At 41.4% G+C, this 23,511-nt stretch carries 20 protein-coding genes; 7 read left to right on the top strand and 13 right to left on the bottom strand.

Annotated features, from left to right (window positions below; genetic code table 11):
• Positions 1-18: 18 nt before the first annotated feature.
• The 3 genes from IE056_RS02985 (at position 19) to IE056_RS02975 (ending at position 4,154) form a co-directional block, all read left to right on the top strand.
• A complete protein-coding gene (locus IE056_RS02985; RefSeq protein WP_189603163.1) occupies positions 19-3,285 on the top strand; it encodes a S41 family peptidase in 3,267 nt (1,088 codons plus the stop codon).
• Between the two features lie 6 nt (positions 3,286-3,291).
• The gene (locus tag IE056_RS02980; protein ID WP_189603161.1) at positions 3,292-3,432 is read left to right on the top strand and encodes a hypothetical protein; all 141 of its coding nucleotides are present in this window, start codon (positions 3,292-3,294) and stop codon (positions 3,430-3,432) included.
• A 263-nt stretch (positions 3,433-3,695) separates the two neighbouring features.
• Complete coding sequence (locus IE056_RS02975; protein ID WP_189603159.1) at positions 3,696-4,154, top strand: hypothetical protein; 459 nt, start codon at positions 3,696-3,698, stop codon at positions 4,152-4,154.
• A 153-nt stretch (positions 4,155-4,307) separates the two neighbouring features.
• Here the strand turns inward: IE056_RS02975 and IE056_RS02970 are convergent, their stop codons facing one another.
• From IE056_RS02970 to IE056_RS02940, 7 genes are all read right to left on the bottom strand, one after another.
• Positions 4,308-5,144: an endonuclease/exonuclease/phosphatase family protein gene (locus IE056_RS02970; RefSeq protein ID WP_189603157.1), complete on the bottom strand. Its 837-nt coding sequence runs from the start codon at positions 5,142-5,144 to the stop codon at positions 4,308-4,310.
• Positions 5,145-5,196: 52 nt separating this feature from the next.
• The gene (locus tag IE056_RS02965; protein ID WP_189603155.1) at positions 5,197-5,712 is read right to left on the bottom strand and encodes a gamma carbonic anhydrase family protein; all 516 of its coding nucleotides are present in this window, start codon (positions 5,710-5,712) and stop codon (positions 5,197-5,199) included.
• A gap of 134 nt (positions 5,713-5,846) precedes the next feature.
• Entirely contained in the window at positions 5,847-6,449 is a 603-nt protein-coding gene (locus IE056_RS02960; RefSeq protein WP_189603153.1) for a DinB family protein, read from the bottom strand.
• A gap of 172 nt (positions 6,450-6,621) precedes the next feature.
• Positions 6,622-7,371, bottom strand: a complete 750-nt coding sequence (locus IE056_RS18390) for an SRPBCC domain-containing protein (RefSeq protein ID WP_229793632.1) — start codon at positions 7,369-7,371, stop codon at positions 6,622-6,624.
• Positions 7,352-7,750, bottom strand: a complete 399-nt coding sequence (locus IE056_RS02950) for a DoxX family protein (RefSeq protein WP_189603151.1) — start codon at positions 7,748-7,750, stop codon at positions 7,352-7,354. The genes IE056_RS18390 and IE056_RS02950 overlap by 20 nt, the downstream gene beginning before the upstream one ends.
• Positions 7,751-7,775: 25 nt before the next feature.
• Positions 7,776-8,699 (bottom strand): VOC family protein, encoded by a 924-nt coding sequence (locus IE056_RS02945; protein ID WP_189603149.1) that lies wholly within the window; start codon positions 8,697-8,699, stop codon positions 7,776-7,778.
• 3 nt (positions 8,700-8,702) lie between these two features.
• The gene (locus IE056_RS02940) at positions 8,703-9,077 is read right to left on the bottom strand and encodes a nuclear transport factor 2 family protein (protein WP_189603147.1); all 375 of its coding nucleotides are present in this window, start codon (positions 9,075-9,077) and stop codon (positions 8,703-8,705) included.
• 156 nt (positions 9,078-9,233) lie between these two features.
• On the opposite strand from IE056_RS02940, the gene IE056_RS02935 reads away from it, so the two are divergent.
• Positions 9,234-10,220: a GlxA family transcriptional regulator gene (locus tag IE056_RS02935; RefSeq protein WP_189603145.1), complete on the top strand. Its 987-nt coding sequence runs from the start codon at positions 9,234-9,236 to the stop codon at positions 10,218-10,220.
• 59 nt (positions 10,221-10,279) lie between these two features.
• Here IE056_RS02935 and IE056_RS02930 read toward each other — a convergent pair whose 3' ends face one another.
• The 3 genes from IE056_RS02930 to IE056_RS02920 all read right to left on the bottom strand — a co-directional run bounded on the left by IE056_RS02930 (position 10,280) and on the right by IE056_RS02920 (position 12,769).
• The gene (locus IE056_RS02930; RefSeq protein ID WP_189603143.1) at positions 10,280-10,774 is read right to left on the bottom strand and encodes a YqiA/YcfP family alpha/beta fold hydrolase; all 495 of its coding nucleotides are present in this window, start codon (positions 10,772-10,774) and stop codon (positions 10,280-10,282) included.
• 386 nt (positions 10,775-11,160) lie between these two features.
• A complete protein-coding gene (locus IE056_RS02925; protein WP_189603142.1) occupies positions 11,161-11,925 on the bottom strand; it encodes a LytR/AlgR family response regulator transcription factor in 765 nt (254 codons plus the stop codon).
• A gap of 289 nt (positions 11,926-12,214) precedes the next feature.
• Positions 12,215-12,769 (bottom strand): hypothetical protein, encoded by a 555-nt coding sequence (locus IE056_RS02920; RefSeq protein ID WP_189603140.1) that lies wholly within the window; start codon positions 12,767-12,769, stop codon positions 12,215-12,217.
• 440 nt (positions 12,770-13,209) lie between these two features.
• On the opposite strand from IE056_RS02920, the gene IE056_RS02915 reads away from it, so the two are divergent.
• From IE056_RS02915 to IE056_RS02905, 3 genes are all read left to right on the top strand, one after another.
• The gene (locus IE056_RS02915) at positions 13,210-14,544 is read left to right on the top strand and encodes a ferredoxin reductase family protein (RefSeq protein ID WP_189603138.1); all 1,335 of its coding nucleotides are present in this window, start codon (positions 13,210-13,212) and stop codon (positions 14,542-14,544) included.
• A 437-nt stretch (positions 14,545-14,981) separates the two neighbouring features.
• The gene (locus IE056_RS02910) at positions 14,982-15,956 is read left to right on the top strand and encodes a ribonucleotide-diphosphate reductase subunit beta (RefSeq protein ID WP_189603129.1); all 975 of its coding nucleotides are present in this window, start codon (positions 14,982-14,984) and stop codon (positions 15,954-15,956) included.
• A 52-nt stretch (positions 15,957-16,008) separates the two neighbouring features.
• Positions 16,009-17,700 (top strand): ribonucleoside-diphosphate reductase subunit alpha, encoded by a 1,692-nt coding sequence (locus tag IE056_RS02905; protein ID WP_189603128.1) that lies wholly within the window; start codon positions 16,009-16,011, stop codon positions 17,698-17,700.
• A gap of 142 nt (positions 17,701-17,842) precedes the next feature.
• Here the strand turns inward: IE056_RS02905 and IE056_RS02900 are convergent, their stop codons facing one another.
• The 3 genes from IE056_RS02900 to IE056_RS02890 are packed head-to-tail and all read right to left on the bottom strand — an operon-like array spanning position 17,843 to position 23,338.
• The gene (locus tag IE056_RS02900; protein WP_189603125.1) at positions 17,843-19,144 is read right to left on the bottom strand and encodes a TolC family protein; all 1,302 of its coding nucleotides are present in this window, start codon (positions 19,142-19,144) and stop codon (positions 17,843-17,845) included.
• Entirely contained in the window at positions 19,137-22,259 is a 3,123-nt protein-coding gene (locus IE056_RS02895; RefSeq protein ID WP_189603123.1) for an efflux RND transporter permease subunit, read from the bottom strand. The genes IE056_RS02900 and IE056_RS02895 overlap by 8 nt, the downstream gene beginning before the upstream one ends.
• Positions 22,259-23,338 carry an efflux RND transporter periplasmic adaptor subunit gene (locus tag IE056_RS02890; RefSeq protein ID WP_189603121.1) on the bottom strand — a complete coding sequence of 360 codons (1,080 nt, stop codon included), beginning with the start codon at positions 23,336-23,338 and terminating at the stop codon, positions 22,259-22,261. The genes IE056_RS02895 and IE056_RS02890 overlap by 1 nt, the downstream gene beginning before the upstream one ends.
• Between the last annotated feature and the right edge of the window lie 173 nt (positions 23,339-23,511).

The following is a 23,511-nucleotide window of genomic DNA, read 5'->3' as shown; positions in this document are numbered from 1 at the left end:
CATAATTTCCGGCACTCCATGAAAATAAATTTAAACGCTGCTATTCCCTCCCTGTTTCTCCTAAGCTTTTCTTTTTTACAGGCCCAGGACATCAACCACGATGACACCAAATTACTTTCAAAGCCTGCCATAAGTGATTCCCAAATTGCTTTTATTTATGCTGAAGACCTTTGGGTGGCAAATAAGGATGGTTCGGAGCCAAAGAGGTTAACCATAGATGAAGGAATAGAAACCAATCCCGTCTTTTCACCCGATGGAAAAACCATTGCTTTTAATGCAGAATATGACGGAAATACAGATGTTTTTGTAGTACCGGCTACAGGCGGAATTCCGCAGCGACTTACCTGGCATCCCTACCCCGACCTGGTACGCGGATTCACTCCTGATGGATCAAAAGTGATGTTCGCTTCACAACGAAACACCTTTACCAATCGATTTTTAAAGCTTTTTGAAGTTCCCGTATCTGGCGGCCGGGTGGCAGAACTCAAAATTCCGAATGCTTACTGGGCTACCTATTCCCCTAATGGTAATCACATTGCCTATACCCCATTGCCCGACAGATTTGATCAATGGAAACACTACCGCGGAGGAACTACTGCTAGGATATGGATCTACAACACTCAGGATCATTCGGTTACTGAAATCCCAAGACCTGAAGTCGGTAGCAATGATTCCCGGCCACAGTGGATCGGAGACAAAATCTACTTCCGAAGTGACAGAAACGGAGAATTCAACCTTTTTAGTTATGATGTAGACACACAGGAAGTAGCCCAGCTAACCGAATTTCAGGATTTCCCTGTCATGGATCTCTCTGCTGCCGGAAACGAATTGATCTTTGAACAGGAAGGCCATCTTCATACATACAATCCTACTTCCGGGGAAACAGACAGGCTGCAAATTGGTATCGCAACAGATTTACTTGAATTACGCTCCAGGTATGTAAAGGGCGAAAAATATATAAGGCACGCTTCAATTTCCCCAACAGGAGCCCGTGTGGTCATGGATTTTCGTGGCGAGATCATTACCGTTCCCGGTGAAAATGGGGATGTGGTGAATATCACTTCTTCGCCCGGCGCACACGAGAAATATCCTGTCTGGTCTCCCGACGGAAAGCAGATTGCCTATTTTTCTGATGAAAGTGGGGAATATGAACTCTTTGTACAGGACCAAAGTGAACAGGAAGAAATCAAGAAATATTCTTTGAACGGTACCGGATTTTATGCGTATCCTCACTGGTCACCAGATAGTAAAAAGATCAGTTTCGTGGACAATGGCCGGAACCTTTACATTCTGAATATCGAAAACGGAAGGATCAACAAAATAGCTTCAGATGAGCGGTATATACCCGGAATATTCCGAGAACTTTTCGGCGACTGGTCTCGGGATTCCAACTGGATCACTTTTACCGTCATTACCGACACCAGTTTTGAAAAGGCTTTTATTTATTCACTTTCAGAAAATAAGTCATACGCCATCACCGACGGACTCGCAAATGTATCCAGTCCCAAATTCGATCCCAGCGGAAAATATCTATACATGCTGGCATCTACAGATGCAGGGCCGGTATTGAACTGGTTTGACCAGTCCAATCAGGATATGGAAATGAGCAGCTCCATGTACCTCGTGACCCTTCAGAAGGAAGTTGAATCCCCTTTTGCCAGGGAAAATGATGTTGAAAAAATTCAGCAGACAGAAGAAGAGGAAGAAAAGAAAGAACGGGAGGAAAAGGATAACAAAGAACCTAAAGTTCCGGCAATAAGAATAGATTTTGAAGGAATCGAAAACAGGATCGTTCATATTCCTGTTCCCCCAGGTACTTATAAGAACCTGAATTCCCCTAAAGAAGGGATCCTCTACTATTTATCTTATCCGCCGCATGAGTATAATAATGCTAGCCTGCAAAAATATGATCTTTCTGAAAGGAAAGCAGAAGAAGTGATGCCGGCAAACACCTATGAAATTTCAGCAAACGGAGAAAAAATCCTTTACTCAAATGAAGGAAAGTGGGGTATTGCTGAAGTGGAGAAGATCCATAACAAAAGGGCTTTAAACACAGGAGATATCCAGGTAAAAATTGATCCCAAAGCAGAATGGGCAAACATCTTCAATGAAGCCTGGCGGGTAAACCGTGATTATTTCTATGATCCCGGAATGCATGGTGTAGACTGGGATGCCATAAAAGAAAAATATGAACCTTTCCTCGCAGATGTTTCTACCAGAAGTGACCTTTACCGCGTGATGGAATGGATGTTCAGTGAGCTGGGCGTGGGACACCACGGGTTTTCGGGCAGGGGCGATCGCCTGAATGATCCGGAAACTGTAGAAGGCGGATTGCTCGGCGCAGATTTTGAAGTTGCCAACAACCGTTATCGTATTGCCAAAATCTACGGCGGACTTAACTGGAACCCAAATCTAAAGTCTCCGCTTACAGAACCCGGGGTAAACATTAATAAAGGAGATTATATTCTTGAAATTAACGGGCAGGAAGTAACTGCAGATGAGAATTTTTATGAGTTTTTTGAGAACACTGCTGGTAAGATTGTAACGCTTACGGTGAGTCCAACCGCAAACCTCAACAACAGCCGAAAAGAAAAGGTAACACCGGTAAACAATGAGCGGGATCTCAGAAACCGTGACTGGATCGAAGGAAACATCAGGAAAGTGGACGAAGCCACAAACGGCAAGGTGGCCTATGTATATGTGCCCAATACTGCCGAAGCAGGACATGAATATTTCAAGCGCTATTTCTTTCCGCAGGCCAACAGAGATGCAATCATTATTGATGAACGATTTAACGGCGGCGGACAGTTAGCCGATTATTATATAGACCTCCTTAAGAAGCCGGTGCAGGCGTACTGGGATTTCAGGTATGGGAAGGATTTAAAATCTCCAAGCGCTTCCATACAGGGACCAAAAGTGATGATCATAGATGAGACAGCTGGCTCGGGAGGAGATTACCTACCCTGGATGTTCAGAAAATTTGATCTTGGTACCATTGTAGGGAAGAGAACCTGGGGTGGCCTTGTAGGAGTGCTGGGATATCCGGAATTCATCGATGGCGGATCTGTTACCGCGCCAAACGTAGCATTTTATACTGAAGACGGATTCGCTGTGGAGAATGAAGGAGTCGCTCCGGATATTGAAGTGGAACAATGGCCACACGAGGTGATCGAAGGAAAAGATCCGCAGCTGGAAAAAGCCATAGAAATAGCCCTACAAAAGCTGAAGGAGAATCCGCCAAAAGAAGTGAAAACCCCAGCCTATCCCAAGGTTGGGCAGAATTAATTAATTATGAGCAGACAAACTAATAAGAACAGGAGGAACCTGTACCTATGGATCATAGTTACTATACTGGCTGTAGGTTTGATCACAGGGTACCAGGACGGAAGAGCAGATAAGACCGACAGGACAGAATCTATTATGCAGCCTTAAAGTTCACCTGGAAAAACTCAATTTTTTATTCCAGCAGTTCTTCTAATCCCGCTTCAGGAGTATAAGTAGCTGTAAGTATAGCAGAGACTGCCCCTTGTGATCTATTCCAATTATGCAATATTATTGAATGAACCAACATGAGGTTGGTGATGTGTCAGTAAATTAAAAATTTAGATTCCCTCGCCACTTCCTCGTTGGAACTTCGTTTTAATTTTGTATATTTAAGTGTCATTCAGCTTCTTACAATCTATAAATGCAGTGTTATGAAAACAAGTCTCAGTTATATATTTGGAATTTGCTTTCTGTTACTGATCTTTGGTCAATCTGCAGAAGCACAGATTTTACAGACCCGCAGTGAAGTTCTTTCTGCTTATGGCACACCCTTTTCAGAAGGAGTTTCAGAATCTGGTGAAAATTACCTTTTTTATAAAACCCCGGTAAAAACAAAAGCCAGCGGGGAATATGAACAGCGAAAAGTTCTTTTCTTCAAAAAGTTCAAAGACGGAAATGAAACCTGCTATAAATGGCAGATCCTCGAGCCATCTTCAGAAACTAAGCATAATATGCTCTCATTTACCCGAAATCTTGTGCAGACGGGGGATATGGAATGGAAAGATTATGGCAAAGGCATTATTTATACCATGGAGCTCGTGAACGAAGTTTGTACGATCACTGCACAATATGATCAGGAGGTGAGCCTCGCCAAAGTATACAAAATGTAAACTCCCACCAGAAAATCGTAAGCATTAGATATACTTTGAGTTTAGAAGATAATTATTCCTTCAGCAGTCATACTTTTCGCATATCAGATTAAAACTGAAATGCAGATTTTCAGTTGAAATTTATAAAACCCTATCTTTCTGGATCTACTGCAGTCAGTTGTCTTTTTCTTCCCCAAAATAAAATTCTGCCCATACAGGAATATGATCTGATATTCGCCTGGCAGCTTTCATATCGGGAAAATTCCGATAAAAATGGACGACTCCCGAAGCTTGAAGCCCTGAATTTTTCGTGTCATAAAAAATATTATCATATTCCGAAGCAAGGCATTCCCCTGCCACACACTTCATTTTCATAGTGGTCTTTTGATCTTTAAAAACAGACTCATACCCCATTTTCTTCAGCGGATTAAAAACAGTATGGCTCTGCGGAATATTAAAATCTCCCAAAAAGATCAGGTTTTTTTCTGCATAGAATTCCGGAAAAAATTTAAAGTATTTGATTTCGGTTTCCGGCTGTCTCTTTTTGGGAATGGCGTGAAAACTCACCAGTGTAAACAGTTCTCCATTATAATTAAAATCCAATAAATATGGCTCCCGGTCAATCTCCTGCACATAATTATCTTCCAGCCATGCCCGTTTCACTCTCTTTATGCTGGAGGTTTTCCACAGGTACGCATAACGTTCGGTGCCATAAGGGGTGCTTACCGTAGGATCACTAACGATATAATCCCAATTTGTCCCCGTCCTGTTAAGTTCATCTGCTAATTTTGCCACCGCCTGTGCGCCGCCATAACCCGCCACTATTTCCTGAAGGGCCACCACATCAAATTCCTTTAACGTATTTGCTACAAATTGTATCTCTGCAGCAGATTTGCTTTTTCCGAAATTTTGAAGATTCCAGGAACATATTTTTACCTGGGCTTGCAGGGTACCGCTCCAAAAGATAAGAACAACAATAAAAAACGAAATCCTGAAAATATTCTTGTGCATTATTCTATTCCGTTTAAAACGTGTGTTACTTTTCCGGAGGAAACTGGAAATTCTATTCCTCTGAAAACCATCCGCTGTACATCACGTAATTGGCAGCTGTTTTCTTGAGATTATCTATTTGTTCCGTGGTCAGTTGTTTTACCTTCTTTGCCGGGATACCTGCATAAATGAAGCCTGCTTCACAAATGGTATTTTCCAGCACCACCGCGCCGGCAGCAATGATACAATTTTTCTCAACTACAGCGTGATCCATCACAATAGCTCCCATGCCAATAAGTGCATTATCCTTTACGGTACAGCCGTGAACCATTGCTCTATGCCCAATAGACACATTATTCCCGATAGTTGTTGCCGCTTTCTGATATGTGCAATGAATAATGGCACCATCCTGAATATTGGTACCGTTACCAATCCTGATGGCGTTTACATCTCCACGAATTACGGCTGTAAACCAGACCGAACAATTTTTCCCCATCACCACATCTCCTGCGATTGTGGCATTTTCGGCTATAAAACAGCTTTTGTCAATTTCAGGATTCACTCCCTTGACAGGTAAAATTAAAGGCATATTATAATGAATTAGAAGAGGCATAAAACTACATCTTTTACACACGAAAAGAAAAAATTTACACCTCAACCTTCAGCAAAATTATTTCTGCATATTCACCCAAATCTATTCTGATGGAAAACCCGGAGAAGCTTTTACTTCTCGATCTGCAGCGTATGTCTGGCCATATGCCCTGCAAGAAACAGGAATGACTGGTATGCATCCATGGGACCATAGGGAGAATCGCTCACGCGGTCCCGTAAATCCTGTACAGATATATCTTTCAGGTAATCCAGAACTAATTGACGTTGCTCCAAAACATCTTCCATTGCCTCTTCGAAAGAAATATAGGCGCCATTTCCCTCCAACTCTTCCGAAGCTTTTGCTTTCTGGCTACGATCTGTCATTCCCTTTATGATATCCTCATCAGAAAATCTTATTTCGGCTCTTCTTTCGGGGTTCGGTTGTTTAGCCATCTCTTCCTTCATCATTCCAAAAAGCATTTTCTCAGTCAGGATGATGTGCTCCAGTATCTGACTTACAGACCATTGTTCCCCCGATGGTTTATACTGCAACTGCGCTTCACTTAAGCCGTCTACTCCGGCCTTCAAATCATTGATGGTCTCCTCATAATAATTCAGCAGAATTTTTTTCTCGTCCGTTTGAATAACTTCAGTCTTAACTGCAGAACATTCTACCTCAGCTCCCGGAATAGAAAGCAGGATTGGGACGACAAAAAATAAAATTAACTGTTTCATATTTCACTGTTTATTGGTTCTTAATGATGATTTTCTCTGAAATATATTTTCTCTTTCAGGTTTTTTGGCGCACTACATAAGCCTTAGAATTGTCCAGAATTGCCTGCCAACCCTCCTTTTGCATTTCATTGGAATGAAGATCTTCGGCTTCAAAAATTTCTTCTACTATGATTTAATTTTCATTCTGAACAAAACTAACAGTTACTTTTCTACCATTCCCCAAGGTGTATTTAATGCGTCGGTGTCGATCGACCTCATCATATATACCTTCGAAATCGAAACCGGCACTGCCATCCTTCGCTTCCATACGATATGAGAACTTTCCGTTTTCCCGAAGATCATTTTCAGCCGAAGGTGTATGCCAGTCGGCACTGGCATGATTCCATTGCTTAATATTTTCGGGATTTGCCCAGCAGTTCAACACTTTTTCAACAGGTGCATCGATATTACTTTTTACAGAAATTTGTTGTTTTGTTTTTTCCGGAGATTGAGATAGGTTATGCAAATTTTTAAATGCTTTCGGCCATGCTTCTTCAAAAAAAGCCTCCTGTTTTTCGTCAAGATCCATCTCTACAGTCAATTCAGTTTTTCCGTTAAAATCTTTGAGAATATAGATTTCTTCGGCTCCCTGCCAGCCTTTCACATGCTCACTGCACCTATCAACTTTTCCTTCCTTATCGATCATTCCCAGATGTTTAAAAATCATTTTTTCAGGTTCTTTTTTCTCCTGAATGCTGGAAACCATTCCTTCATCTTCGGCATTGAGAAAAAGTATTTCACTTCCTTCCTGCCAATCGGTCTTTACTTTAGATCCTTGGGCAAAAGCGGTCGTCCATTCGTGATAGGTTTCTTCACCCCAAAGAATCTTCAAAACTCTTTCTCCAGATGCATCAATTATGGTTTTACATTTTTTGCGTTTCATAGTGCATAGTTTTAGGCATTTCTTCCAGTTTATGGAAACTGCAGTAGGAGATCATAAGTACGAACAGGACGATTAGCGGAAAAAGGGTGGCAGCATGTAAACCTTCCACAGCATAAATAATTCCTGCAGCAAAAATGAAGTCGAAAGTAAAACCTGCATAAGTCCACTCCTTTAATCGCTTTGGAAGTTTCGGCATAATTAATACTATCGCTCCCAGAACTTTACAAATCGTAAGCATAATTCCGAAATATTCGGGATAGCCCAGATGACGGATACCTTCCCTGGCCATTTCTGTATGACCTGTAAGTGCAGGCATTACTCCCTGAAAAAGAAAAATAAGGCCTGTGGAAATCCAAAAGATAACCTTAAGTCTTTTCATGATGACAAAATTTAAATGAATACAATTACTGTGAAACCCCTGAATTTTTTAAACCTGCCAGATCGATCTTTTTCATTGCAAGCAGCGCTTCCATTGCCTGGTGGGCCTTTGCTTTATCGGGATCGTTCAGAATCTTTTCTATATCCTCCGGAATTATCTGCCAGGAAATTCCGAATTTATCTTTAAGCCATCCACACTGTTGTGCATTTGGATCTCCTTCCCGGGTGAGCTTTCCCCAATAGGAATCAATTTCCTTCTGATCTTTACAATTTACAATAAAAGAAATGGATTCATTAAACGGAAATTCATGTGTCACACCGCTGTCCATTGCCATAAAAGTTTTCCCTTCCAGCTGAAACTGTGCATGTTTTACAGCTCCCATGGCATATCCGTTCTGGTCTTCTTCTCCATATTTAAGAATGCCTTCGAGGTTTGAATCTTCAAAAACAGAAGTGTAGTATCGGATAGCTGATTCTGCTTTGCCGTGGCTGTCTCCGGTGAACATGAGCATGGGAACAATGTTTTGTTCTGAATTTTCGGTGGCTACCATCAGTTGCCAGTGAAGCCCAAAACGATCCTGCAGCCATCCATACCTCGAACTCCAGTCATAAGAATCCAGCTCCATATAAACTTCCCCTTCCTCGACCAGTTCCTTCCATAACCTGTTGATTTCTTCCTCATCCTTACAGAGCACAAAAAAAGAAATTGAGGGATTAAATTTAAATTGAGGTCCTCCGTTAAGAGCTAGCATTTGACACCCCTCTAACTGGAAACCTATGGACATGACAGTACCTGCTTCCTGCCCGTGTATTTCCTGCCCCACTTTCGAATATTTCAACTGAGAATTCACGCTGGAATTATCAAAAACAGAAGTGTAAAAATTCACCGCTGCCTCCGCTTCCCTGTCGAACCACAGATTGGGAACAATCTTTTGTTTTCTGTTCAGCATGATTTATTTGTTTTTTTCTTCTTTCACCTTCACGACGTAAGAGGTCATTTTTTTGATCTTTGGAGATTTTAAGCCTTCAAGCTCATAAAAATCTGAGAATCCGAAGGTTTTTACAGCTCCCGAAGGATCCTTAATTTTCATACGTCCATTAGCAGCAGCCAGATTCCCGTGGCTAATAATTTGGAATAAATTAGATTCGAGAGTTTCAATTCCCTTCATTTGCTCCATAATTTCCTCTACAGCCTGTTTTCCATTGATGATTTGATCTCCCACAAGATGCCACTCTATATCTTCTGTCATACTATTAAGGATAAAATCAACCTCATTCGTGGCAAAGGCCTCATTAAAATCTCTAATAAATTCTTCTTTTTCTCTCATGGCTTTTAAATTTTAAAAGATAAATCTACAGCTAATTAGTGGGGAAATTCGGGGGGATATCCGTCAACTTAGCGGGGAATTTGCGTCACTTTGCAGCAAAAAAGAAATTATAGAAAAATTTAACTACTTTTATAAAGCATTAAAAATCTTCAGGTTATGGAGAAACATATTTCTATTTTAATTCCAAAGGGTCATACCAGCCTCGTAAATATTGTTGGGACACACCAAATTTTTAATCAGGTGAATTCATTTCTCAGGGAGCGCGGAAAACCTGCACTTTTTAAGATCGAACTGGTAGGGATTTCCATTCCAACCGCTCAAAGCAACGGACTTTTCTCCGTAAATCCTGAAAAATATATTGAAGACATCTCTCGTACAGATCTCATTATTATTCCTGCCATTCATGATGACCCTGAAATTGCCTTTAAAAACAACCGCAGGTTTGTGCCCTGGCTAAAACAGCAATATTCTAACGGTGCAGAAATTGCCAGTTTGTGCGTAGCCGCCTTTTTTCTGGCTTCTACCGGTTTATTGAATGGAAAGCAATGTTCCACCCATTGGATCCATGCAGATAATTTTAGAAAAATGTTTCCTGAAGTACACCTGGTAGATGATAAGATCATGACCGAAGACCAGGGAATCTACACCAGTGGCGGTGCTTATTCGTATCTCAACCTGTTGTTATACCTGGTGGAAAAGTTTGCGGGAAGAGATATTGCGATTCTTACAGCTAAAACATTTATGATAGACATAGATAAAGCCAGCCAGTCTCCATTCATAATGTTCAGAGGACAGAAAGAACATGAAGATCATGTGGTTCGAAAAGCCCAGGAATACATTGAGAAAAATTTTAATGAAAAAATTCCGGTGAATGAACTGGCCAGTAAATTTGCATTAAGCCGTAGAAGCCTGGAGCGGCGTTTTAAAAAAGCCACCCACAATACCATTACCACTTACATTCAACGAGTAAAAGTAGAAGCTGCCAAAAGAAGCCTGGAGGCGTCGAGGGAAAATGTGAATGAGGTGATGTACGGCATTGGATATTCTGATGAAAAATCTTTCCGGCAAACATTTAAAAAAATTACCGGAATCTCACCTGCGCAATACCGCAACAAATACAAATCAAATGAAATTCGCAGCTGAAATATTTTTTTGGTCAATCCTTCTCAGTTACGGAATCCATAAAAAATTGCCTGAACTTATTAATAACACAGTTTTTCAAAGAAGGATTCTACTTCCGCTTCAAAAAGTTCCACCGGAATTCTATGGCCAAGCTGCGGTACCAGCCGAACGTACAATTCTGTCACCGGATTAAATCCTTCTGAAAGAAAAGAAAGAGTCTCCTGAGGAGAGACTACCTCATCCTTTTGGCCAATGACAATTTGTTTCAGGTTATTCCAGGAATCAGATACTGTCGGAATTTCCTGAGGAACAGATCTCTTCTTCAAGGCCGGATTGAACAATAAGGCCGGGCGAAAAAGGGAATTTGCCACATGATATCCAGCAAAGCCGCCCATACTGCTGCCAATAACGGTATTGATTTCGACATCTGGATAGAAATTAAGGATGGTATTAATGGCATTCGCATCTTTATAATAATCAAGATCGGGAGCATAGACTTTCCCGAATTTTTTAAGGACCTCCCTTTTTTCCGGACTCAGTTTACTGTCTAATCCATGCAGGTAAAGTATATTCATAGGTAGTTATTTTCTTATTATTTTTTCAGGAGCATCGGGATCATACACTTTTCAGTCCTTATAAAAATTGCAGCTATTTGAAACCTCCCTTAATACAGGAAGAACGTCATCTCTCTTTTTCATGCTCTCTTTTACCAAACGTCTTAATTTCCTGTTGGATTTTTGCCTATCAAACTTCTCTGAAGTTAATGCTGTCCAGCCGTAAATTCCTGTTTTTCTTCTGGATCTACTCATAAAATTAATGAAATTTGATATTCTGCACGTTCTAACTCTCTCTCTCTTTTCAGAGATTCAAAGAAAAAGATTCCTCACGCCAAAAACCGTCGCCTGAATAAAATTTTTTGTTTGTGATATTGTGCTTTAGAAAACTTTGATCCGAAGAAACCTTAGATCCCCAGTTTTTCGAGGAAATCTTTTTTGTGGGATTTACTCGTGTGCAACAACTTACCATCTGTCATTTTTGCATCTATCTCTCCGTATTCAGAATGTACAATTTCTTTTACGTGATCGATATTCACAATAGTAGATCTATGCATCCTGAAAAAATGTTCCCGATCCAGCATTTCATCCAGTGTGTTGAGTGAAACACGCAGGACATACTTATTTTTTTTGGTATAAATTTCGGCATAATAACCCGAGGAGATGATATAATAGATATCAGGAGGATCCAGCAGTACCGTTTTATTTCCCTGCTTCACAGGGATCTTCAGGGAAGGAGTATTTGCTTTTGTTTTTTCTGTATACATCCGAAATAGCTCCTGCATCTTGTTTTCAAACAGCTGAAATGTATCCAGGGGTGGTGTAAGCAACACTTTATTGACAGCCATGAAAAACCGTTCATCTGTAAAAGGTTTTAGAAGAAAATCACAGGCATTTACATCAAAGGCTTTACAGGCTTCATTGGTACGGGAAGTCATAAGAACTACGATGGGCCTGGGAGAATGATTAATTCTTGAGAGGACTTCAAACCCGCTTATATCTTTCATATCGGTATCCAAAAGTATGAGATCTGGCTTTTGGACATTAATGTGTTCAATAGCAAGTTTTCCGGTAGAACATTCACCCACAACATCTATTTCGGGAACCTTGTTTAAAAGGTTAGAAACCCGTTTTCTTGCAGTTTCTTCATCATCTATAATTAGCGCCCTCAATGGATCAATCTTTAGTCCTTATTACCTTATCAAATTTACGGAATCCTGTATAATTTCCTCAGTAAAACAGCCATGGATTGAGCTTTAAAAAGATGATTTTTGTCATTAAAAGATTAGTAATTACTGCTGAAAATTAAAGGCTGAGACTGTCAAAAAAGCAAGGTTTAGATCAGGTCGTCTGCGACTTCCACAACTGCAAGTTTACAGTTCGTTGGCTCCCGGATGGATAACTCCTCACGAGATGATCATTTTGCTGACTTTGGCAGTCTCAGGTAAGAGTTCCAGTTGTTTAATTCCCGGCTACTTCAATTCCGCGGAAATCGGTCATAGTGATCTTAATTTGCTGTTTTTGGTCTCCTTTAACCATTTTTAAGCGGTAGAACTCCTCTTTTACTAATCCATTTTTGCCTTTTGCCACATGCATGTTTTCAACCATTGTCCAGCCCTTATAGTCTCTGTAAACCTGTTCCCTCAATTCATCCGGAAGAAGAACATTTTTGAGTTTGAAGGATGTTTTTTCCAGTTTTCCCTCTTTGTCAAAAGTAGCATCCAGTTTCCCTTTGGTACTGTTAATATCTACCAGATATCCATGATAATTATTGTCCTTCAGCGAGAGTACAAAAATTTCCATATTGCAGTACTTATCTAAGTAAGCATGAGGATCCTGCTCAAATTCACCTACAAAATCTTCTATAGCTTTAAAGATGAAACTATCTCCCTGGACGACCATGCTGGGAGTATCTGGATCAAAACCAATTTTCGCTTCTTCAAGTTGAGTAATTTCCTGACCGTAAGCGGTACCGGCCCAAATTAGTATTCCAAAAAAGATCATTAGTTTTTTCATAATTATCAGTATTAAAAGTTGCTCTTCAAGTCTTTATTTTCATTTTAATTTTTTCTTTTTCTGATATGAAATTAGATATTTTAAGAGCTCCCGCAAAGGACAATGATGTGGACAACCAGAATTAAGTAATCAACTACTCACCTGCTGATTTAAAAGACTTTTTACCTGATATAAATAGGTGCTTTTTACCCGCTGAACACTTAGAAACGAAGGACTAAGGCATTGTTTTTGCTATTACAGCAACCACAAAGATTGTGTAAAATCCCACATATTTTTCACAACAATTACAGTGAATTTGTTGTACTTTTAATACAGCATTAATACGAGAAATACGAATCTCGCAAAGAGCAATTTTGAAATAATTATTTTCCGCATTTTCGAGGATGGATTATTGGAAATAAAATGAAAGATATTAAAGCAGAAATCAACAACTCAGCAATATGTTATCCTATGAAATCACCACCACACAAAAGGATGGGGTATTAAAACAATGGCTGCCCGGTCCATGGCTCTTTTGGGGTTTAGTACTACTGGTACTTCCCCTCTGGATGTTCTCTTTCCCTGAAACAACAGTAAAACACAACCTTAAACCCACTTTTGTTTATGCCAGCCAGATTTTCTCCCTTCTGGGATTCGCTTTCTTCGCTTTAACTTTTGTACTGTCAACACGCAGTAAGTTTCTGGAAGATATGTTTGGAGGACTGGACAGGGTATACCATTTCCATAAATTTACCGGCAAAATGGCAGGGTTGTTTTTGCTCTTGCATCCGGTTTTTCTGGCTTTAAGGTGGATTTCTGAAGATCTTTCCAAAGCGACCTGGTATCTGCTTCCATTGCACCGGCGTATGGAGATCAACTTGGGTAGCTGGTCTTTAATGGGAATACTGGTGCTGCTTATCTTTACTTTCATTATTAAAATTCCATACGATAAGTGGAAGATTAGCCATAAAATGCTTGGCTTTTTCTTTATTCCAGGTATTTTTCATGTCTTTCTTCAGAACACTTTTTCAGGAAATCCTGCTCTGCGCATTTATCTTAGTTTACTCACTGCAGCCGGCGTCTTAGCCTGGCTTTACAAATCAATTTTCTACGATCTGCTGAAAGAAAAAACTTCCTACCTGGTAACAAGCGTTGAAAGGCTTAACAGCAAAATAATGGAAATTGAGCTGAGCCCTCAAAAAGAAGCTGAACGATTTCTCCCTGGGCAATTCTTCTTTTTTTCCTTTTTAGCCGATTATATTCCGTCGGAAAGTCATCCTTTTACGGTTTGTGCACAGGAGAAGGACAGCAAAATAAAGATCATTGTTAAGTCTCTGGGAGATTATACAAGTCTCCTGCACCGCTTACTGGACACCAATGTTCCTGTCTTACTGGATGGCCCCTATGGAAGGTTTACTTATAATATGGCAGGAAATGACCAGGTTTGGATTGCGGGCGGAGTGGGGATTGCACCTTTTCTTAGCTGGGCTAATCACCTTCTCGCTCATCCGGATCAATTCCTGAAAGTGAATCTTTTTTACTGTGTCAGGAGGCTTCCTGAAGCCACTCACCTACACATTTTTCAAGCTCTTGAAGAGCAAATGCTCGATTTCCATGTTCAGGTAATTTGTGAAACATGTGAAGGACTTTTTGAAATTAGTGGGCTCTGCGGAATTAAGAATAAAGATATATTTATTTGCGGCCCAGGAAAAATGAGAAAATCCTTTGTAAAAGATCTTGAACGTATGAATATTCCGAAAAAACAAATTCACTTTGAGGATTTTGATTTTAACTGAACCGTTTAAATCATTTAATCCGTAGAAGAATTTTCAGATAGAATCTGGCGGCAGTGGAAGCAATCAGGAGACGCAGTCCGCCACCATAAAATGATCTTCTACCCATTTATTGGTTATTTCCCTTCTGTGGAAAACCATGTGGAAAACTATTTCAAGGCAGTCCTCCCTGCATTCTTTCTTTGCCTAATTTTACTCCTGTAAACCTGTAACCGAAAAGACAACGCTACCGTGGTAACTAGGGGAATCATGTGCAAATCATGAGCTGTTGCGCAACTGTAAGTAATTTATTTACAAGCCAGAACACCTTTCTTTTCTGTTAGACTTTACTTTCGCATAAAAAGTAAATGTCCACCGAATTTTGTGATTTCCTTATCACACGATCCTGTTGGAACATCCTTCTTTTATGCTTTTGAAATAACCTAAAAAACAAAAGTATTATGAGTATTTTCGACAAAAGAGTGAACTACAAACCCTTCGAATATCCTGAAATTTTAAATTTCACCGAAGCAATTAATAAATCCTTCTGGGTGCATTCTGAAGTAGATTTCACTGCCGATGTGCAGGATTTCCATTCACATCTTTCCAAAAACGAAAAGCAGGTAGTAAAACGGAGCCTCCTTGCAATTGCCCAAATTGAAGTGGCTGTAAAATCTTTCTGGGGTGATCTTTATACCCACCTTCCAAAACCTGAATTCAACGGACTCGGAAGTACGTTTGCCGAATGTGAATTCCGGCATTCCGAAGCTTATTCCAGGTTATTGGAAGTGCTGGGGTACAACAACGAATTCCAGACCTTGATTGAAACTCCGGTTATTAAAAAAAGGATCGAATATCTTTCCGAAGCCCTGGCACATACAAAGTCACAGGATAAAAAGAAGTACGTAACTTCCCTCATCCTCTTTTCGATCCTTATTGAAAATGTATCTCTTTTTAGTCAGTTTGCAATTATCCTTTCCTTTTCAAGGTTCAACGGAGTGATGAAAAATGTGAGCAATATTATTGCATGGACTTCGGTAGACGAGCAGGTACATGCCAATGCAGGAATTTATATTGTAAACAAGATCAAAGAAGAATTCCCGGATTTCTTCGACGAGAGAACCAAAGAAGAGATCAGGCAGATCGTAGAAAATTCCATGGAAGTGGAGGCAGAAATCCTGGACTGGATCTTTCAGGATGGGGAAATAGAGAACCTCAGCAAAAAAGATCTGCTCAACTTTATGAAATTCAGAGTTGATGACAGTTTAGATAAAATAGGAATGGAAAAACTTTATCCTGCTGCTACTTCGGGAGCCCAGCCATTGCTATGGTTTGAAGAAGAGATCTTCGCCAACAGCCTGGATGATTTCTTTGCCAAAAGACCGGTGGATTACACTAAGCACGATAAAAGTATTACCGCCAACGACCTTTTCTAAAAATCCCATTCCTTCAGCTGAAAATTGAGCTGAAAATCAAAATACTCAAATTATGTCTGTACAGCTTCAGAATGAAAAATTAAATTCAGGAACAACCAACGAAAGATTATGGTGGCTTAATGACGAGAGCCAGCAAATCCTGAACCGGGGTTACCTGCTTAAAGGCGAAACGACCAAATCTGCTATCGAACGAATAGCCAATGCGGCAGCGAAAAGATTATACAAACCGGAAATGGCCGAAGCTTTTATCGAAATGATCGAACGCGGCTGGATGAGCTTGAGTTCTCCTATCTGGGCCAATATGGGTACCGAAAGAGGTTTGCCTATTTCCTGTTTTAATGTATATGTTCCCGATAATATCGAAGGAATCACGCATAAACTCGGAGAAGTGATCATGCAGACTAAAATTGGCGGCGGAACCTCGGGATATTTCGGAGAACTCCGCGGCCGTGGAAGCGCTGTTACCGACAACGGAAAAAGTAGCGGTGCCACCAGCTTTATGAAGCTTTTTGATACGGCTATGGATACCATTTCTCAGGGTGGAGTTCGCCGTGGTGCTTTTGCCGCTTACCTGGACATTGACCATCCGGATATCAGGGAGTTTCTGGAGATCAAAAATATTGGTAGTCCCATTCAGAACTTATTCAACGGAGTTTGTGTACCAGATTACTGGATGCAGGAAATGATCGACGGAGATCAGGAAAAAAGGGAAATCTGGGCTAAAGTTCTGGAGAGCCGACAGCAAAAAGGCTTACCGTATATCTTCTTTACAGATAATATTAACCGCCACAAGCCGCAGGTTTATAAAGATCAAAACCTAACCATTCACTCAAGTAATTTATGTTCTGAGATCGCACTTCCTTCCACTAAAGAAGAGTCATTTATTTGCTGCCTCTCCTCGATGAATCTCGAATTGTATGACGAGTGGAAAGATACCGAAGCGGTGAAACTGGCTATTTATTTTCTGGATGCAGTACTTCAGGAATTCATCGCCAAGACAGAAGATAATTATTATTTGTCCTCTGCAAATAAATTTGCAAAACGGCACCGTGCATTGGGTCTCGGGGTGATGGGCTGGCATTCCTATCTTCAGAAAAACAGGATCCCCTTTGAAGGCCTTCAAGCGAAAGGTCTAACCAATAGTATTTTTAAGGAGATCAGCGAAAAAGCATTAAAAGCTTCGAAAGAACTGGCAAACATTTACGGGGAACCGGAAATTTTAAAAGGCTATGGACAGCGTAACACTACGCTCATGGCCATTGCCCCAACCACCTCTTCTTCGGCTATTCTTGGTCAGACTTCTCCCGGAATCGAACCCTTCAGCAGTAATTATTATAAAGCGGGTCTTGCAAAAGGTAATTTTATGCGGAAGAACAAATACCTGAAACAACTCCTTGCCGAAAAAGATATAGATACCGAAGAAACCTGGCGAAGCATTATGCTCAACCACGGAAGTGTTCAACATCTTTCTGAACTTTCTGCGGAAGAAAAAGCAGTTTTTAAAACCTTTAAGGAGATAAGTCAGCTGGAGATTATTCAGCAGGCTTCTATCAGGCAGAGGTTTATCGATCAGGCGCAAAGTTTAAACCTGAACATCCCTTCGAACCTTCCGGTGAAAGAAGTGAACAGGTTGATGATCGAAGCCTGGAAATTGGGCGTAAAAACTTTGTACTACCAAAGAAGTCAGAGTGTATCGAAGGAGTTTATCGCGGAGATGGTGACCTGTGCGAGTTGTGAGGCATAATAATTCACTAAAAGTTCAGCTTTAAAGTCATTTACGTCTGCGCTAAAACACTTCATTTAATGAAAAGTTTTAGAGCAGACTTTTTTTTAGATTCTGTTGAAAGCTATTGCGGAATTATTATAGTACCCAATTACGCACTTTTTCACAGCGTCAAATTTCCTGCAAATTCCTTCAGGTTAATCTCTGAAAGTTTTGCCTGAAATTTTGCGTTGCTGTGGCGTACAATGGCATTGATATAATTAAGCTGTGCGGTCCTGAATTCAATGGTTGGAATAGTACCTATCCTGTATTTCTCCATGGTAATTTCCAGGTTTTCCTTGGCAATGGCTTCATTTTCGCTTTCCAGCTCAATTAAGCTAATATTGGTAAGGTATGTTTGATAGGCCATATTCAATTGTGACTGCAGTGTTTGCGACTGCTGTTCGATTGCTACTTCACTGTTTTCCACCTGCAGGCGGGCAATCTTTTCGTTTCGATTTTGATTAAAGCCATCAAAGATGTTCATCCTGGCTGTAAAACCATAATTAAAGCCTTCTGTTCTTCCAAAAGTGGTGAATCCTACCGGAGATTCATTTTGAGAGAATATATATCCGGAATTGGCTTCAACAGTGGGATATCTTCCTGCTTTTACCTGCCGCAACTCCAGCTGTGCAATATTCCGGCTGATAAGCTGCGCTTGTAATACCGGATTCTGTTCCATAGCCAGCCTTTCCAACTCGTGCAGTAACAGATCTTCCTGCACCTCCATATCTTCCTGAACTGTGAAATCTACATTTGGCTCCCTCGCCAGGATCTCATTCAGCTGAATTTTTGTATTGGTATATAATTCCTGCTGTCGTAGCATCGTGGTACGATCTGTATTTAAATCGACCTGCGCATTAAGCACTTCCAGTTTTGAAGATCTCCCGATGGTAAACCGGTTCTGTGCGAGCTCTACCCTTTGTTCAGAAATCACCATGGTACTATCAAGCGCCTGAAGCTGCTGTTGCTGTTGCACCAGGTCATAGTAGGTAATCAATACATCACTCACATGGGTAAGGACGGTTTGTTTCAATTCTGCCTCTCCCAGCTTTTCCAGCTCTTTAAGTTGATCGTAACGGGCAAACATCCTGAAACCGTCAAACAGCGTCCAGTCGAGCACAACCCCATAATTCAGGTTATTGTTGCGGGCATTATCTACTTCAATGAGATTCCCGTCTGCTCTGGTTTGGCGGGTCGACTGAATACTGTTGTTGCTGGCGGCGGTTAATCCCAAAGAAGGCAGAATACCCGCATTCCCTAAGCTCACTGAGGCCTGATCAATTTCCAGTTCATTTCTCGCCATCTCAATTGAATAATTATTTTCAAGAGCAATACGCACTGCTTCTTCAGCAGTTAAAAGCTCCTGTGCAGAAAGTGGCAGACTGCAAAACAGTAAAATGAAGAACTTTAAAATATTATTCATGTAAAACAGGTTCCGGGTTAGGATTTAATTGGGGTGCCGGCTTTTCTAGCTCATCGAATTCCGGACGTTGTTTTCTTTCTTTAGACCACATCATATAGATCGCCGGGATAACAAAGAGGGTGAGCACAAGAGAGAACATGGTCCCTCCAATGATAACGACTCCCATCCCGGTACGGCTCGTGGAAGCGGCACCAAAAGCCACAGCAATAGGCAGTGCTCCCAAAGCCACTGTTAAACTGGTCATTAGAATAGGGCGCAGTCTGGATTCTGAAGCCTGCAGTATGGCTTCCCGCTTAGGAACGCCCTGCTCCCGCAACTGATTGGCAAATTCAACAATTAAAATTCCGTTTTTGGTCACCAGCCCAATGAGCATGACTGTTCCAATCTGACTGAAAATATTCCAGGTTTCACCAAACAACCACAGGCTGAAAACTGCTCCCGCCACTGCCATAGGAACCGTAAGAATTATGATCATAGGATCTATAAAACTTTCAAACTGTGCCGCCAGCAATAAAAAGATTAGCAGTAAAGCCAGTAAAAATGCAAACATTGTATTGGAGCTACTTTCAACAAAATCACGTGACTCTCCACCAAGGTCGGTCGTGAAGGTTTCATCCAGGACTTTTCCTCTAATGCGTTCCATGGCCTCTATCCCGTCTCCCATACTCATTCCCGGCGCCAGACTTGCTGAAACCGTAGCACTCATGTAACGATTGTTGTGGTAAAGTGCCGGCGGACTGCTTTGTTCTTCGGTGGTCACCAGGTTGTCCAGCTGTATAAGCTGCCCGTCCCGATTTCTCACGAACATAGAAGTTAGATCCATTGGAGCGTCCCTGTCTTTTTTGTCAAACTGTCCCATTACCTGGTACTGTTTCCCATTCATCATAAAATACCCGAAGCGCTGGCCGCTCAAAGCGAGCTGTAATGTTTGTGCAACATCCAGCACAGAAACTCCCATGGTCTGAGCTTTTTCCCTATCAATGGTCACATAAATTTCAGGTTTATTAAATTTCAGGTTTAGGTCTGAATTTGAAAAAGTAGGATTATTTTCCACTTCCTGCATAAAAAGCGGAATATTAGCCTCCAGCTGTTCAAAATTCTGCGCCTGGATGATATATTGGATAGGCATTCCTCCACGCCGGTTCACCGCAATGGTTGGGCTTTGACTAACGTTCATTCGGGCGCCGGGAAATTGTTTTGTCCAGCGGGTAAGATCCTGGGCAATTTCATCCTGGGATCGTTCCCTTTCTGAAGGGTCCACTAGTGCAATCCTTCCGAAGCCACTGTTCACAGATCCCGATCCCCAGCCCGGAGAGGTAATGATAAGGCTCACCTTTTTCTCCGGAATGGAGTCGTTGACAAGCTCGGTAACTTCCGTCATAAACCTGTCCATATAATCATAGGAAGCACCTTCGGGCGCGGTGGCACTGATACTAATAAAACTTCTGTCCTCGTATGGTGCGGTCTCCTTCTGAAGCAGACTGTAAAAAACTCCGGTAGCAACCAGACACAGGATCAAGATGGGGAAACTTAGCCATTTTTTATTCATAAACGACCGAAGCGACTCGGAATAACTGTTGTTCATTTTCACGAAATACTTCTCGGTGAAATTGTAGAACTTTGAATTATTCTGTTTTCCGGGCTTCATCAGGTAAGCATTCAGCATAGGAGTTAAAGTCAGGGCCACAAAAGCAGAAATAAGTACTGCTGAAGCCAATACCACTCCAAACTCCCTGAACAGCCGGCCCACAAATCCTTCGAGGAAGATCACCGGCAGGAACACAGCCGCCAGGGTGACGGAAATAGAAATCACCGCAAAAAAGATCTCATTTGATCCTTTTATCGCTGCCTGGATAGGGCTCATTCCCTCCTCTACTTTTTTATAAATATTTTCGGTCACCACAATTCCGTCATCTACCACCAGCCCCGTGGCAAGTACAATCGCAAGTAATGTCAATACATTGATTGAAAATCCGAACATCCACATGATAAAAAAAGTGGCGATAAGTGACACCGGAATATCAATAAGTGGTCGCAACGCAATGGACCAGTTCCTGAAGAACAGGTAGATTACCAGGATCACCAGAATTATTGCGATCGCCAGCGTTTCTGCAACCTCGGTCACAGATTTTTTAACGAACAGGGTATTGTCAAAAGCAATATTCAGGTTGAAATCCTGCGGCAGATCGTTCTGCAGCATCTCATATTGCTCATAAAAAGCATCGGCAATTTCCAGATAATTCGTCCCGGGCTGCGGAATGATCACCATAGATACCATTTCCTGTCCCGAATCACTTAGTTTTGTCTCGAGATTTTCAGCTTCCAGGGCTGCAGATCCAACGTCTTTAAGCCTGATCAAATTATCCCCTTCCGCCCGAATGACAATATTGTTGAATTCCTCTTCCGTAGAAAGGTTTCCAAGGGTTTTAACCGCAAGTTCTGTATTCGAGCCGGTAAGTTTTCCGGTAGGCAATTCCACATTTTGCGCACTCAAAGCTGCACGCACATCGCTTACAGTAGCACCGTAGGAAGCTAGTTTTACAGGATCTATCCAAAGCCGCATGGCGTAACGCCGCTGACCCCATATTTGTACGCTACTGACTCCTGGGATCGTCTGCAAACGCGGGGCGATCACATTTTCGGCATAATCACTGAGTTCCAGTACATTTTTCTCGTCACTTTGCACCGTCATTGCGATGATGGGCTGGGAATCGGCATCGGCCTTTGAAACAACAGGCGGAGCATCAATATCCTGCGGAAGCCTTCGCACTGCCTGGGAAACCTTATCCCGAACATCATTGGCTGCAGCTTCCAGATCCTTGTCCAGGTTGAATTCTATGTTGATATTACTCGACCCCTGACTACTGGTAGAACTTATAGTCCTGATCCCGTCAATGGAGTTAATCTCTTTTTCAAGAGGTTCGGTTATCTGGCTTTCAATAATATCAGGATTGGCTCCGGTGTAATTGGTACGTACCGAAATAATGGCGGGATCAATAGAAGGAAATTCCCTTACTCCCAGATAGGTAAAACCAATGACCCCGAAAAGCACGATCGCAACGTTCATCACAATCGTAAGTACCGGCCGTTTTATACTTAAAGTAGATAAACTCATCAGGCTTTATTATTAGCTACAGGTTCTTGTACACTCACATTCACGGGTACGCCGTCTTTTAAAATCATGACTCCCGAAGTAAGGATTGTATCACCTGGTTTTAAACCTGAAAGCACCCTTACAGAATCTTCTGTTCGAGAACCTGTTTGCACAATTACCTCCCTGGCTATCCCATTTTGCACCACATATATTTTCTTTCCGTTCTGGATAGGAATAAGCGCCTCTGTAGGCACCATGATCGCATCATCGACGGTAGCAAGCGGCAGCAGCACATTGGCAAAAGTTCCCGGAATAAGTTTCCCCTCCTTGTTCTCGGCGATGGCACGCATTTTTAAAGTACGTGTCGCCACATCCACTCCCGGTTCGATTGCATAAATTGTGGCAGTATGTTCTTCCGGAGATCCGGCAGTCGTGAAGCTTAATTGTGAACCTACTCCTACCTGATTGGAATATTTCTCAGGAATGGCAAATGTAAGTTTCAGTTTATCTGTATTCACCAGTTTTGCAATCAGGCTGGACGGAGTCACATAAGTTCCTTCTGAAATCTCCCTCAGTCCTATAGTACCTGAAAATGGTGCTTTTATGGCAGCTTTTGCCAGTTGTGCAGCAATTAACTGAGATTCTGCTTCTGCCGATTGCAGATCGGCGCGGGCCATATCATATTCTTCCTGACTAATAGCCTCTTTTTCTAATAGAAGTTGTGCTCTGCGTTCATTTTCTGAAGCCAGTTTTTCTGCAGTCTTTATTTTCGCCAGTTGGGCCCGAAGCTCCAGGTCATTAACCCTTACCAGCACCTGACCTTGAGAAACTTTGCTTCCTTCCTGAAAACTGATATTTTCAACAACACCCGAAACTTCACTTCTAAGTTCCACCTGCTCGTTTGCTTCCAGTGATCCCGAAAGTGACAGACTTTCAGAGAATTTTTGAGGTTCAAGTACTTCACCTTTCACCGTCGCACTTGTTTGTGCCTCCTGAGGTTTGTTATTTGCCCTAGCCGAGGTATTTTCAATAATCCTGTAGGAAATCAAAGCGCCAAGTCCCAGCACTAAAAGCGCATAAAAAATATGTTTGGTTTTCATCTATAAGAAGCTAGTGATCTGTTTTTCTGTAGATTGCAAATCTGGTAAATATTGTTGAATATAAGACTCCGTTATATAGGAAAGGTTTAATGGATTGAAGAAAAAAATTTATTTTTCAGAAAAAGGATTCAAAAATGAGTCGTTCCAGTATTGGATGTTGACCTTTTTACGAT

The organism is Salinimicrobium marinum, from assembly GCF_014651535.1.
Classification (GTDB): Bacteria; Bacteroidota; Bacteroidia; order Flavobacteriales; family Flavobacteriaceae; genus Salinimicrobium; species Salinimicrobium marinum.
This window is presented reverse-complemented; position numbering and strand designations above follow the sequence as displayed.

Bases quoted from the DNA above. Each gene is read 5' to 3' on its own strand.
- IE056_RS02985 (WP_189603163.1), top strand. From the start codon at position 19: ATGAAAATAAATTTAAACGCTGCTATTCCCTCCCTGTTTCTCCTAAGC.
- IE056_RS02980 (WP_189603161.1), top strand. From the start codon at position 3,292: ATGAGCAGACAAACTAATAAGAACAGGAGGAACCTGTACCTATGGATC.
- IE056_RS02975 (WP_189603159.1), top strand. From the start codon at position 3,696: ATGAAAACAAGTCTCAGTTATATATTTGGAATTTGCTTTCTGTTACTG.
- IE056_RS02970 (WP_189603157.1), bottom strand. From the start codon at position 5,144: ATGCACAAGAATATTTTCAGGATTTCGTTTTTTATTGTTGTTCTTATC.
- IE056_RS02965 (WP_189603155.1), bottom strand. From the start codon at position 5,712: ATGCCTTTAATTTTACCTGTCAAGGGAGTGAATCCTGAAATTGACAAA.
- IE056_RS02960 (WP_189603153.1), bottom strand. From the start codon at position 6,449: ATGAAACAGTTAATTTTATTTTTTGTCGTCCCAATCCTGCTTTCTATT.
- IE056_RS18390 (WP_229793632.1), bottom strand. From the start codon at position 7,371: ATGAAACGCAAAAAATGTAAAACCATAATTGATGCATCTGGAGAAAGA.
- IE056_RS02950 (WP_189603151.1), bottom strand. From the start codon at position 7,750: ATGAAAAGACTTAAGGTTATCTTTTGGATTTCCACAGGCCTTATTTTT.
- IE056_RS02945 (WP_189603149.1), bottom strand. From the start codon at position 8,699: ATGCTGAACAGAAAACAAAAGATTGTTCCCAATCTGTGGTTCGACAGG.
- IE056_RS02940 (WP_189603147.1), bottom strand. From the start codon at position 9,077: ATGAGAGAAAAAGAAGAATTTATTAGAGATTTTAATGAGGCCTTTGCC.
- IE056_RS02935 (WP_189603145.1), top strand. From the start codon at position 9,234: ATGGAGAAACATATTTCTATTTTAATTCCAAAGGGTCATACCAGCCTC.
- IE056_RS02930 (WP_189603143.1), bottom strand. From the start codon at position 10,774: ATGAATATACTTTACCTGCATGGATTAGACAGTAAACTGAGTCCGGAA.
- IE056_RS02920 (WP_189603140.1), bottom strand. From the start codon at position 12,769: ATGAAAAAACTAATGATCTTTTTTGGAATACTAATTTGGGCCGGTACC.
- IE056_RS02915 (WP_189603138.1), top strand. From the start codon at position 13,210: ATGTTATCCTATGAAATCACCACCACACAAAAGGATGGGGTATTAAAA.
- IE056_RS02910 (WP_189603129.1), top strand. From the start codon at position 14,982: ATGAGTATTTTCGACAAAAGAGTGAACTACAAACCCTTCGAATATCCT.
- IE056_RS02905 (WP_189603128.1), top strand. From the start codon at position 16,009: ATGTCTGTACAGCTTCAGAATGAAAAATTAAATTCAGGAACAACCAAC.
- IE056_RS02900 (WP_189603125.1), bottom strand. From the start codon at position 19,144: ATGAATAATATTTTAAAGTTCTTCATTTTACTGTTTTGCAGTCTGCCA.
- IE056_RS02895 (WP_189603123.1), bottom strand. From the start codon at position 22,259: ATGAGTTTATCTACTTTAAGTATAAAACGGCCGGTACTTACGATTGTG.
- IE056_RS02890 (WP_189603121.1), bottom strand. From the start codon at position 23,338: ATGAAAACCAAACATATTTTTTATGCGCTTTTAGTGCTGGGACTTGGC.